The sequence below is a fragment of the Pseudomonas sp. B707 genome (assembly GCF_022496685.1).
GTDB classification, from domain to species: domain Bacteria; phylum Pseudomonadota; class Gammaproteobacteria; order Pseudomonadales; family Pseudomonadaceae; genus Aquipseudomonas; species Aquipseudomonas paraglycinae.
The window spans coordinates 90,077-102,427 of record NZ_WTVE01000027.1; the positions used below are offsets into that span (position 1 = coordinate 90,077).

At 61.1% G+C, this 12,351-nt stretch carries 12 protein-coding genes; 7 read left to right on the plus strand and 5 right to left on the minus strand.

Annotated elements, in window-relative coordinates:
* Positions 1-90: 90 nt before the first annotated feature.
* The 4 genes from GQX66_RS17080 to GQX66_RS17095 are packed head-to-tail and all read left to right on the plus strand — an operon-like array spanning position 91 to position 5,652.
* Entirely contained in the window at positions 91-1,254 is a 1,164-nt protein-coding gene (locus GQX66_RS17080) for an isovaleryl-CoA dehydrogenase (protein ID WP_240870141.1), read from the plus strand.
* A 12-nt stretch (positions 1,255-1,266) separates the two neighbouring features.
* On the plus strand, positions 1,267-2,874 hold the full coding sequence (locus GQX66_RS17085) for a carboxyl transferase domain-containing protein (protein WP_240870143.1): 1,608 nt from the start codon (positions 1,267-1,269) through the stop codon (positions 2,872-2,874).
* Between the two features lie 13 nt (positions 2,875-2,887).
* Positions 2,888-3,703, plus strand: coding sequence for a gamma-carboxygeranoyl-CoA hydratase (locus tag GQX66_RS17090; protein WP_102687159.1), 816 nt, complete (start codon positions 2,888-2,890; stop codon positions 3,701-3,703).
* Positions 3,703-5,652, plus strand: coding sequence for an acetyl/propionyl/methylcrotonyl-CoA carboxylase subunit alpha (locus GQX66_RS17095; protein WP_240870144.1), 1,950 nt, complete (start codon positions 3,703-3,705; stop codon positions 5,650-5,652). Before GQX66_RS17090 ends, GQX66_RS17095 begins: the two co-directional genes overlap by 1 nt.
* A 39-nt stretch (positions 5,653-5,691) precedes the next feature.
* Here the strand turns inward: GQX66_RS17095 and GQX66_RS17100 are convergent, their stop codons facing one another.
* The gene (locus GQX66_RS17100; protein ID WP_085746264.1) at positions 5,692-6,348 is read right to left on the minus strand and encodes a LexA family transcriptional regulator; all 657 of its coding nucleotides are present in this window, start codon (positions 6,346-6,348) and stop codon (positions 5,692-5,694) included.
* A gap of 129 nt (positions 6,349-6,477) precedes the next feature.
* Here GQX66_RS17100 and GQX66_RS17105 point away from each other — a divergent pair, with 129 nt between their 5' ends.
* Positions 6,478-6,816 (plus strand): DUF3077 domain-containing protein, encoded by a 339-nt coding sequence (locus GQX66_RS17105; protein WP_240870146.1) that lies wholly within the window; start codon positions 6,478-6,480, stop codon positions 6,814-6,816.
* A gap of 163 nt (positions 6,817-6,979) precedes the next feature.
* Here GQX66_RS17105 and GQX66_RS17110 read toward each other — a convergent pair whose 3' ends face one another.
* On the minus strand, positions 6,980-7,198 hold the full coding sequence (locus GQX66_RS17110) for a hypothetical protein (RefSeq protein WP_240870147.1): 219 nt from the start codon (positions 7,196-7,198) through the stop codon (positions 6,980-6,982).
* 97 nt (positions 7,199-7,295) lie between these two features.
* On the opposite strand from GQX66_RS17110, the gene GQX66_RS17115 reads away from it, so the two are divergent.
* Positions 7,296-8,447 (plus strand): M14-type cytosolic carboxypeptidase, encoded by a 1,152-nt coding sequence (locus GQX66_RS17115; RefSeq protein WP_102687156.1) that lies wholly within the window; start codon positions 7,296-7,298, stop codon positions 8,445-8,447.
* 146 nt (positions 8,448-8,593) lie between these two features.
* Positions 8,594-9,802, plus strand: a complete 1,209-nt coding sequence (locus GQX66_RS17120; RefSeq protein WP_134022341.1) for an MFS transporter — start codon at positions 8,594-8,596, stop codon at positions 9,800-9,802.
* Between the two features lie 7 nt (positions 9,803-9,809).
* Here GQX66_RS17120 and GQX66_RS17125 read toward each other — a convergent pair whose 3' ends face one another.
* From GQX66_RS17125 to GQX66_RS17135, 3 genes are all read right to left on the minus strand, one after another.
* A complete protein-coding gene (locus GQX66_RS17125) occupies positions 9,810-10,355 on the minus strand; it encodes a cytochrome b (protein WP_085745942.1) in 546 nt (181 codons plus the stop codon).
* Complete coding sequence (locus GQX66_RS17130) at positions 10,352-11,446, minus strand: catalase family peroxidase (protein WP_240870148.1); 1,095 nt, start codon at positions 11,444-11,446, stop codon at positions 10,352-10,354. The genes GQX66_RS17125 and GQX66_RS17130 overlap by 4 nt, the downstream gene beginning before the upstream one ends.
* Before the next feature lie 120 nt (positions 11,447-11,566).
* A complete protein-coding gene (locus GQX66_RS17135) occupies positions 11,567-12,331 on the minus strand; it encodes an enoyl-CoA hydratase-related protein (protein ID WP_240870149.1) in 765 nt (254 codons plus the stop codon).
* Positions 12,332-12,351: the final 20 nt, after the last annotated feature.

The window sequence follows — 12,351 nt, forward strand, 5'->3', positions numbered from 1 at the left end:
GACAGCCATTCGTCACAGGCTTACGTTAACGTAAAGGTGAGAACTGAAACGCCCTTCTCCCCACCCTACAAAAAAGCCAAAAGGTGACACATGAGCTACCCATCCCTGAACTTTGCCCTCGGCGAAACCATCGACATGCTGCGCGATCAGGTTCAGTCCTTTGTCGCCAAGGAGATCGCCCCGCGTGCCGCGCAGATCGACAGCGACAACCTGTTCCCTGCCGATCTGTGGCGCAAGTTCGGCGACATGGGCCTGCTCGGGATCACCGTGCCGGAAGAGTACGGCGGCGCTGGCCTGGGTTACCTGGCGCACGTCGTGGCGATGGAAGAAATCAGCCGCGGCTCGGCTTCCGTGGCGTTGTCCTACGGCGCCCACTCCAATCTCTGCATCAACCAGATCAACCGCAATGGCAACCACGAACAGAAAACCAAATACCTGCCGAAGCTGATCAGCGGCGAGCACGTCGGCGCTCTGGCGATGAGCGAACCGAACGCCGGTTCCGACGTGGTCTCGATGAAACTGCGCGCCGATAAACGCGGCGACCGTTTCGTGCTCAACGGCAGCAAGACCTGGATCACCAACGGTCCCGACGCCAACACTTACGTGATCTACGCCAAGACCGACCTGGAAAAAGGTCCGCACGGCATCACCGCGTTCATCGTCGAACGTGACTGGAAAGGCTTCAGCCGCAGCAACAAGTTCGACAAGCTCGGCATGCGCGGCTCCAACACTTGCGAGCTGTTCTTCGATGACGTCGAAGTACCGGAGGAAAACATCCTCGGCGTGCTCAACGGCGGCGTGAAAGTGCTGATGAGTGGCCTCGATTACGAGCGCGTCGTGCTGTCCGGTGGCCCGACCGGGATCATGCAGTCGTGCATGGACCTGATCGTGCCGTACATCCATGACCGCAAGCAGTTCGGCCAGAGCATCGGCGAATTCCAGCTGATCCAGGGCAAGGTCGCCGACATGTACACCCAGCTCAACGCCAGCCGCGCGTACCTTTACGCCGTGGCCCAGGCCTGCGAGCGCAACGAAACCACCCGCAAGGACGCTGCCGGCGTGATCCTCTACACCGCCGAACGCGCCACGCAAATGGCCCTGGATGCGATCCAGATTCTTGGCGGCAACGGCTACATCAACGAATTCCCGGCCGGCCGTCTGCTACGTGACGCCAAGCTGTACGAAATCGGTGCCGGTACCAGTGAGATCCGTCGCATGCTGATCGGTCGCGAACTGTTCAACGAAACCCGCTAAACGGAGCTGTCCATGGCTATCCTGCATACCCAGCTCAACCCCCGTTCAGCGGAGTTCGCCACCAACAGCGCGGCGATGCTCGAACAGGTCGACGCCCTGCACACCCTGCTCGCCCAAGTGGCTCAGGGCGGCGGCGCGAAAGCTCAGGAACGTCACACCTCGCGCGGCAAACTGCTGCCGCGTGAGCGGATCAACCGCTTGCTCGATCCGGGCTCGCCGTTTCTGGAAATCAGTCAGTTGGCCGCCCACGCTGTGTATGGCGAAGAAGTGCCGGCCGCTGGCGTGATTGCCGGGATCGGTCGCGTGGAAGGCGTCGAATGCATGATCGTCGCCAACGACGCGACGGTGAAAGGCGGCTCGTACTACCCGCTGACCGTGAAGAAACACCTGCGTGCCCAGACCATCGCCCAGCAAAACCGTCTGCCATGCATTTATCTGGTGGACTCGGGCGGCGCCAACCTGCCGCGTCAGGACGAAGTGTTTCCGGATCGCGAGCACTTCGGGCGAATCTTCTTCAACCAGGCCAACATGAGCGCCATGGGCATTCCGCAGATTGCCGTGGTCATGGGTTCCTGCACCGCCGGCGGCGCCTATGTGCCGGCGATGGCCGACGAAGCGATCATGGTGCGCAATCAGGCAACGATCTTCCTCGCCGGCCCGCCGCTGGTGAAAGCCGCGACCGGTGAAGTGGTCAGCGCCGAAGAACTCGGCGGGGCCGATGTGCATTGCAAGACGTCCGGGGTTGCCGACCACTACGCCGAAAGCGATGAGCATGCCCTCGCCCTCGCCCGCCGCAGCGTCGCCAACCTCAACTGGCGCAAGCTCGGCGAAGTGCAGCAGCGCGCGCCGATTGCGCCGCTGTACGCCAGCGAAGAGTTGTACGGCGTGGTGTCGGCGGACGCCAAACAGCCTTTCGATGTGCGTGAAGTGATTGCGCGACTGGTCGACGGTTCGGTGTTCGATGAATTCAAAGCTTTGTTCGGCACCACGCTGGTGTGCGGTTTCGCCCACCTGCACGGCTACCCGATCGCGATCCTTGCCAACAACGGCATCCTGTTCGCCGAAGCCGCGCAGAAAGGCGCGCACTTCATCGAACTGGCCTGCCAGCGCGGGATTCCGCTGCTGTTTCTGCAGAACATCACAGGCTTCATGGTCGGCCAGAAATATGAGGCCGGCGGCATCGCCAAACACGGCGCCAAACTGGTGACCGCCGTGGCGTGCGCCAAGGTGCCGAAATTCACCGTGATCATCGGCGGCAGCTTCGGCGCAGGCAACTACGGCATGTGCGGGCGGGCCTACGATCCGCGTTTCCTGTGGATGTGGCCGAACGCGCGGATCGGCGTGATGGGCGCCGAACAGGCGGCCGGCGTGCTGGTTCAGGTCAAGCGCGAGCAGGCCGAACGCAGCGGTCAGGCGTTCAGTGCGGAACAGGAAAGCGAGATCAAGCAACCGATTCTCGACCAGTACGAAGAACAGGGTCACCCCTACTACTCCAGCGCACGACTGTGGGACGACGGTGTCATCGACCCGGCGCAGACCCGCGATGTACTGGCCCTGGCCTTGTCCGCGTCGTTGAACGCGCCTATCGAACCGAGCCGCTTCGGCGTGTTCCGGATGTGATCGGGAGAACCTCATGAGCGACTTCAACACCCTCGAATTGCACAGCGATCCACGGGGTTTCGCAACCCTGTGGCTGAGCCGCGAAGAAAAGAACAACGCGTTCAACGCCGAAATGATCCGCGAACTGATCCTGGCGCTGGACAAGATCGCCAGTGATGCCAGCCTGCGCTTTTTACTGGTACGCGGACGCGGCAAACACTTCAGCGCTGGCGCGGATCTGGCCTGGATGCAGCAATCGGCCGAACTCGATTACCACACCAACCTCGACGACGCCCGGGAACTGGCGGAGCTGATGTACAACCTCGCCAAACTGAAAATCCCGACCGTGGCCGTGGTGCAAGGCGCGGCGTTCGGTGGCGCGCTGGGTCTGATCAGTTGCTGCGACATGGCGATTGGCGCCGATGACGCGCAGTTCTGTCTGTCGGAAGTGCGCATCGGCCTGGCGCCGGCGGTGATCAGTCCGTTCGTGGTGCAAGCCATTGGCGAGCGCGCGGCGCGGCGTTATGCGCTGACGGCCGAGCGTTTTGGCGGGCAGCGGGCGCGGGAAATCGGTTTGTTGTCGGAAAGCTATCCGGCGACCGAGCTTGAACAGAAAGTCGAACAATGGATCGACAACCTCCTGCTCAACAGCCCCGCCGCCATGCGCGCCAGCAAGGATCTGCTGCGTGAAGTCGGCAACGGCGCGCTGACGCCGGCCCTGCGCCGCTACACCGAAAACGCCATCGCCCGCATCCGCGTCAGTCCGGAAGGCCAGGAAGGTCTGCGGGCCTTTCTGCAGAAGCGTCCGCCGAGCTGGCAAGCCGCAACCACCACCAAGGAGCCGCGTTGATGAGCGCACCTGTTCTCACCACCCTGCTGGTGGCCAACCGTGGCGAAATCGCTTGCCGGGTCATGCGTACCGCCAAGGCTTTGGGCCTGACCACCGTCGCCGTGCACAGCGCCACCGACCGCGAAGCGCGGCACAGCCGCGAAGCGGATATCCGCGTCGATCTGGGCGGCAGCAAAGCGGCCGACAGCTATCTGCAAATCGATAAATTGATCGCAGCGGCCAAGGCCAGCGGTGCTCAGGCGATTCATCCGGGTTATGGCTTTCTGTCGGAGAACGCTGGTTTTGCTCGCGCCATTGAAGCCGCCGGCCTGATCTTCCTCGGCCCGCCCGCCTCGGCCATCGACGCGATGGGCAGCAAATCCGCCGCCAAGGCCCTGATGGAAACTGCTGGCGTGCCGCTGGTTCCGGGATATCACGGCGAAGCTCAGGATCTGGACACCTTCCGCGATGCTTGCGAGCGCATTGGTTATCCAGTGCTGCTCAAGGCCACCGCTGGCGGTGGCGGCAAGGGTATGAAGGTCGTTGAAGACGTCAGCCAACTGGCTGAAGCGCTGGCTTCGGCCCAGCGTGAAGCGCAATCGTCGTTCGGCGATTCTCGGATGCTGGTGGAGAAATACCTGCTGAAGCCACGTCACGTGGAAATCCAGGTGTTTGCCGATCAGCATGGCAATTGCCTGTATTTGAATGAACGCGACTGCTCGATTCAGCGTCGGCACCAGAAGGTCGTTGAAGAGGCGCCGGCACCGGGGCTGAGTCCGAAGCTGCGTCGTGCGATGGGCGAAGCGGCCGTGCGTTCGGCGCAGGCCATCGGTTACGTCGGCGCTGGCACGGTGGAGTTTTTGCTGGACGCTCGCGGCGAGTTCTTCTTTATGGAGATGAACACGCGGTTGCAGGTCGAGCACCCGGTGACCGAAGCCATCACCGGGCTCGATCTGGTGGCCTGGCAGATTCGCGTCGCCCGTGGCGAAGCGCTGCCGATCACTCAGGATCAGGTGCCGTTGAACGGGCATGCAATTGAGGTTCGGCTGTACGCGGAAGATCCTTCGAATGATTTCCTGCCGGCGACCGGGCGTCTGGATCTGTATCGAGAATCCGCCGCAGGACCGGGGCGCCGTGTGGACAGCGGTGTTGAGGAAGGCGATGAGATTTCGCCGTTCTATGACCCGATGCTCGGCAAGCTGATTGCCTGGGGCGAAGATCGTGAGCAGGCGCGTTTACGGCTGCTGAGCATGCTCGACGAGTTTGCGATTGGCGGGTTGAAGACCAACATCAACTTCCTGCGGCGGATCATCGGGCATCCGGCGTTTGCGGCGGCGGAACTGGATACCGGGTTCATTCCGCGTTATCAGGATCAGTTGCTGCCAACACCTGCTGCGCTGAGCGATGAATTTTGGAATGCGGCGGCGCAGGCTTTTGCGCAGAGCCTGCCGGGGACGGCTCGGGCGGATGATCCGGCTTCGCCTTGGGCGCTACACAGTGGTTTACGTACCGGGTTGCCACGGGAAATCACGCTGCATTTGAGTTGCGAGGGGCAGGATCGGGCGTTGACGCTCGGTGCTGGCGGCAGTGCAAAACTGATCGGCGAGCAACTGATACTCGAGCACGACGGGCTGCGTCGGCAGCTGCGGGCGATTCGTCGTGAAGAGGTGCTATTTCTGCAATGGGACGGCGAGTTGCGGCGCGTTGAAACGTACGACCCGATCAGCGCTGTCGAAGCCAGTCACAGCCATCAGGGTGGTCTGACGGCGCCGATGAACGGCAGCATCGTCCGAGTGTTGGTGGAGGCCGGGCAATCGGTTGAAGCCGGTGCGCAACTGGTGGTGCTGGAAGCGATGAAGATGGAGCACAGCATCCGCGCGCCCCACGCCGGGGTGATCAAGGCGCTGTATTGCCAGGAAGGCGAAATGGTCAGCGAAGGCAGCGCACTGGTCGAACTGGAAGAAGCTTGAAAGATGGATCGATCCTACGCCTGGCGAGGATCGATCTGACTAGTATTTGGCCGTTGCCTGAACCACGACGCCGATAATTCGGCACTCGTCGGTCAACAAGGCTTTCGGCCAGGTCGGATTGAGCGGCACCAGGTAACGCTGGCCGCCCTCTTCGATCAGTTTGCGGAAAATCGCCTCGTCGCTGTCCGGCCACTGGGCGATCACCAGTTTTCCGGGCTCGGCTTCCAGCGCCGGGTCCACCAGAATCATCATCCCTTCGCCGATGCTCTGCCCCGTGGGCGCAGTCATCGCATTCCCCATCACGGTAAGCCAGAACGCCGGGCCACGGGCGTGGTAATCCGTCAGTTCGAAACGCCGCTTGTCCTTGGCACTCGAATACGCTGGCTGGCTCTCACGGGCCTCGACCGGCGCATTCCACTCGCTGACCGGGTAGCGAAAGTAAGGGTTGTACTTCTGCGCCAGAGGCATTTCGTCATCCGCATCGATCTGCGGTTCGCGAATCACCACCGCGACCTCGAGATACTCCATGCCCAGCGCTTTCAGCACGCGGTTCATCTGCGTGATGCCGGGCTCGCGGCGCTTGTTCAGCCAATGGCCGATACCGCCCTGAGACATGCCGACGCGCTCGCCGAGCTCGACTTGAGTGACGTTGAGTTCACTCATTTTGGCCTTGACCAACTCAATCCATTTATCCATGTGCGGCACCATACGTGGACGCCTGCGGCCGGCAAAACACATATTGTAGTATTTAAATTCTGGTCACAAATACTGATAGTACTATGCTTGAGTCACGGATTTGAATCGACCAAGGAGTGACCTTTCACCATGAATATCACCAGCAAAGACTTGCCCGACCTGCAAATGGACACCACCTTCACGTCCCCGCAAGGGTGCGCCGCTGCGCAACGGGCGTTGGACTATTACTTGAAACCAGCTGTGTCAGAACCGGAAGTGGATGAGCGCTTTTTCGGCGTAAGCAGCAATCTGAGCGGCGAAGAATCCCTGGTCCACGCCTCCGATCTGCTGCGATGTGCAGCAGCGACGGCGTTCAAGGCGGCGGACGGCCTGCAGGGCGTCAATCGGGATCTGGCGTTTTCGGTCGTGCACATGGTGGACATGGCGCGGGCGATGGTTGATCACTCGCTCGATGGCGCAGTTCGCTGAAGACGGGAGTTCGGACGGACGGGAAAGAATTTTCCAATCGCGCAGATAAAAACATTTGACTTGCAAATGATAATGATTATTATTGCAAGCAACTGGTCGCGAGATCAGTCGATGGACCAGAGACCTTAGGTCGGTCTTCTGGACTATCTCCTCATCAGGCTAATCACGGTTTTTGACCCGGCTTTTTGCCGGGTCTTTTTTTTGCCAGTTTTCTGGCTTGTGGCTTCAGGCTAATGAAGTCTTTGGATGCCGCAAATTCGATGGCGCGGATAATATCAAAAGAATATTGCTTGGCAAGCGGACCCCGGCCACATTGGGGCAAAGTAATGCCAATTAGCACTTGAGAATCAATCGCACAGCCACTAAGCTGCATCCGCGTCACGGAAGACGCCCCCCGCCACAACCCGCAATTTCCCTCGGTTTCACCCCTGTCTTGCGTGTAAAGTAGCCGCCATAAAAATCATATTCAGGAACCGATTATGACCGTGGCCAAATCTTCGTTCGACATCAGCGCCAACTTCGACAGCGGCAACATCCAAGTCATCGACATCAGCAATCCGCTCAACCCGGTTCTGGCAATTCGGCCAGATACCCGCAGCGCTCATTTCCAGTGGTTCCACTTCAAGGCCAGCGGCCTGCACGTTCATCAGGAACACTGGTTTCGTCTGGTCAACGCCAGCCAGTCTTCCTACAACAAAGCCTGGACCGGCTATCAGGCGGTCGCTTCCTACGACCACGTCAACTGGTTCCGTATCCCGACTCAATTCGAAGGCGACAGCCTGCGCTTCTGCCTCGAAGCCGAGCAGACCCACGCCTGGTTCGCCTATTTCGAACCTTACAGCCGTGGCCGTCATGACTGGCTGATCGAGCAAGCACTGACCAAGGCCGGCACCGAACTGCTGGCCACCGGCAAAAGCGTCGAAGGCCGCGACATCCAGTTGCTGCGCAAAGGCACTGGCGCCGAAGGTCGCCGCAAGATCTGGATCATCGCCCAGCAGCATCCCGGCGAGCACATGGCCGAGTGGTTCATGGAAGGCGTGATCGAACGCCTGGAGCATCATGACGATCCGGTACTGAACAAACTGCTGGCCAGCGCCGATTTGTACCTGGTGCCGAACATGAACCCGGACGGCGCCTTCCACGGTCACCTGCGCACCAATGCCATGGGCCAGGACCTGAACCGCGCCTGGCAGAACGCCAGTCAGGAAGTCAGCCCCGAAGTACTTTTCGTACAACAGCAGATGGAAAAGTACGGCGTCGATCTGTTCCTCGACGTACACGGCGACGAAGAAATCCCCCACGTGTTCACTGCCGGTTGCGAAGGCAACCCGGGTTACACCCCGCGCCTGGAGAAGCTCGAAGAGCACTTCCGCAGCCACCTGAAGCACACCACCAAAGATTTCCAGACCAAGTACGGCTACACCCGCGACGAGCCGGGCCAGGCCAACATGACTCTGGCCTGCAACAGCGTCGGCCAGAAGTTCGACTGCCTGTCGCTGACCCTGGAAATGCCATTCAAGGATCACGATGACGCGCCGAACCCGCTCACCGGCTGGTCGGGCAAACGCTCGAAGCAACTGGGCAAAGACGTGCTGACCACCATCGCAGACATGGTCGACACCCTGCGCTAATCCCCTCGGATTTTCGCTTCACGAAAGATCGCAGCCTGTCTGCGATCTTTTTTTTGCGCCGACTTTTACCCAATCAGGTTGCAAATCAAAACCGGATTACTTACCGTCAATCAAGTTTCAATTTGAAACCTGAAAGGATCCGGGACATGAACACTGCAACACTCGATAAAGGTGTCGTACTGCTTTTCGCCATCGCTTGCGGCCTTGCGGTGGGCAACGTGTATTACGCCCAGCCGCTGCTGGATGCGATGGCCGACGCCTTCGGCCTGTCGCCGGGCAGCATCGGTATCGTCATGACGCTGACCCAGGTCGGTTACGGCCTCGGGCTGTTATTGCTCGTGCCCCTCGGCGACATGCTCAACCGCCGCCGGTTGATCGTCACGCAAACGCTGTTGTCCGCCGCTGCCTTGCTGATGATCGCTCTGGCCTCGAACAGCGCCTGGCTACTGATCGGCGTCACCCTGACCGGCCTGCTGGCCGTGGTCACCCAGGTGCTGGTCGCCTACGCCGCTACCCTGGCCGTCCCGGCACAACGCGGAAAGGTTGTGGGCGTGATCACCAGCGGTATCGTCGTCGGCATTTTGCTCGCGCGAACGGTGGCTGGGGGGATGGCTGATCTGGCCGGCTGGCGCTCGATCTATCTGCTGTCGGCGGGGTTGACGCTGGTGATGGCCGCGCTGCTGTTTCGGGTGTTACCCAAAGATGAAGACGCACGATCGACCACGCGTTACGTGGCACTGATCGCCTCAGTGTTCAGCCTGTTTCGTGAGGAACCGGTGCTGCGCCAACGAGCAATCCTCGCCCTGCTCACCTTCGCCAGCGCCATGGTTTTGTGGACGCCGATGGTGTTGCCGCTGGCCGCCCCGCCGCTGTCACTTTCCCACAGTGAAATCGGATTGTTCGGACTCGCCGGCGCGGCAGGCGCACTGGCCGCGGCCAGAGCCGGACATCTGGCGGATCGAGGATTGGGGCAATGGGTCAGCGGCCTGTCGCTGCTGCTGATGCTGGGCTCATGGCTGCCAATCGCACTCACCCAGTCTTCGTTATGGGCACTGCTGCTTGGCGTCATCACCCTGGATCTGGGCTTGCAGGCCGTACACGTCACCAGCCAGAGCATGATCTACAGCGTCCGCCCGGAGGCGCAGAGCCGACTGACCGCCGGCTACATGCTGTTTTACTCAATTGGCAGCGCCTTGGGCTCAATCGCCTCGACGGCCATGTACGCCTGGGCAGGATGGCCGGGCGTGTGCTGGCTGGGTGCCGCAATCAACACGGTCGCGCTGCTTTATTGGTGGAGCACCGTGGCCAAACAGAAACGTGGCGAGGCTGCTTGCGCCCTCGCCACGTCGGACTGACACACGATCAACCGCGATTGCGTCCCCGCAGCATGCTGTCGAGCACCTCGTCGCGGCGCACCCAGCCATGGAACAGCGCCGCCGCCAGGTGCAGCAGCACGGTCAGGAACAGCAGATACGCCAGATACCCGTGAGCCTTGCGCAGCAACGCGAACACCTGCGCATCCGCCGGCACGATCGGCGGCAATTGCAGCGACGTGCCGAGCATCACCGGATCCCCAGCCGCGCTGATCATCGCCCAGCCCAGCAGCGGCAACACCAACATCAGCGCGTACAACAACAGATGAGAGGCCTTGGCCGCCATCACCTGCCAGCCCGGCAGATCCGCCGGCAGCGGCGGCTGACGGGTGCCGAGCCGCACCAGAATGCGCACGATCACCAAAGCGAGTATCGCGATGCCCAATGGTTTGTGCAGATTGATCAACCATTCATGCCGCGCCGACACCGAGGTCACCATGCCGGCGCCGATGAACAACATCGCGATGATCATCAACGCCATCAGCCAGTGCAGCAACCGCGCCAGCGGATTGAAATGAGTCGGTTGCGTGCTCATGGGCGAGCCTCCTTTTTGCCGGCTGGCAGTTGGCTGACTTCGCTGGTGCGACGCAGGTAGGAATCGGCGTAACCGGCCGAGCGCGCGGCCAGCAACGGATCGTCGGAACCCTGAATGCCGGCCGGCAGCACCAGCGGATCGTAGTTGATGTCACGGCATTCGCCGCTGAGCTGCGGCTGGGTCTTTTCCAGCACCAGAGTGCCGGCGTTCAACACCTTGCGGCCGGCGGGCCAGGTCTTGCTCGCATCGTTCACCGGATCGTCGGCATTGGCCAAGGTGATGTTCAACTGATAACGCAGCGGCCCTTCGGCCAGGCGCTGCACCAAGTCTTTCTCAAGGAAATCGCTACCTTCAGGCGCAGTCGCACCGGCAGCGTCCTGGGCCAGAGGCGTCATGCTCCAGCGCACCGCTTGCTTCTTGCCGCTGGCATCCACCAGATAGAACGCGTTGACGCTGTTGTAGGTTTCCGTCGCGTAACTGGCCGACGGTTTGGCGGTTTTTATCCAGGTCAGAAACGGCACGGCTTCCGGGTGTGAGGCAAAAAATGCCGGCACTTTGGTCGGATCCGGTTTACCGGTGGCGGGATCCGGCGATTGCGCCTGCTGCAACTGATAGAACGCCTCGGGCGTGCCGACCGGGAACACCGGCATGCTGTTCATCCCGGTGCGCCACTGCTGGCCGTTTGCCTGAGTGAAACGCAGCGCCAGACTGCGGATCGGTACGGCGCTGTCCGGCGCATACGGACTGCCGGCCGGCAACGCAAAGCGCCCGACCACCGGCGTGCGCGGCTCATTGAACACTTGCGCGACAGAATACGCGCGAGCCTCGCCGCTGCTCTCGAAATGTCCGATCACGCAAACACCTTTGGCGTGATTGCGGCGAAAGCCGGGATGCACACCGTTGTTCTTTTCCAGCACATCGACCAACGCTTTTGGCGTCAGGCGTTGTGGGTCAAATGAACCATGGACGTAGGCAAACGCCCCGGCCAGGGCTGCGACCACTACGGCGATTCCGCCAAGACGCAGCACCAGGTTCGCGGCACTCAGTGGCGGGCGTTGAGGCCCGCCGGGCGGTGAGCTGCGATCAACCATGAAAGACTCCAGGGCCATCGGCCATAGGGAAAGGTGCTATGAGACGCACGCCTCGTAGGATTATTCCCTCTGAACTGTAGTTTCTTTCATGGAGTGGCGTCGGAGTCCAATCGCGGCCGGCTAAATCTGATCGAAACGCGGCGCGCGTTTTTCCAGAAACGCCTGCATGCCCTCCTTCTGTCCAGGTGTCGCGAACAGGCCGTGAAACGAGCGTCGTTCAAACAGTATGCCCTCGCGCAATCCCGACTCGGACGCCCGGTCCACCGCTTCCCGGGCAGCCCGTGTCGCCGTGCGGGGAAATCCGCCGATGCGCTGTGCAATGTCCATGGCCTGCTCCAACAGGTGATCGGCGTCTGTCACCCGCGACACCAACCCTGCCTGCTCGGCCTCACGGGCGGACAGTGTGCGACCGGTCAGTATCATGTCCATGGCTTTGGCGCGGCCAATCAACCGGGTCAGGCGTTGCGTACCGCCCATGCCCGGCATCACGCCCAGAGTGATTTCCGGCAATGCGAATTTCGCGGACTCGGCCGCCACGATCACATCGCACATCATTGCCAATTCACAGCCTCCTCCGAATGCGAAGCCCGCCACCGCGGCGACTTTTGGCGTGCGCAGAGCGGCAAACGCATCCCAGCCGGCGAAATGGTCTTCCTCGATCACTTCCAGGCAGGACTTTTCGTACATCTCCTTGATGTCGGCTCCGGCAGCAAAATAATCCCGGGTACCGGTAATGAGGAAACATCCGACACCCGGATCACTGTCCAGCGGTTGCAAGGCCTCCAGCAATTCGCGCATAAGTGATGTATCCAGCGCATTTCGTGCGTGCGGGCGGTTGAGGCGGATCAGTACCACGGGGCCGTGTCGTTCAATCAATAGGTTCATCGCAATCTCTTTGAATAGCG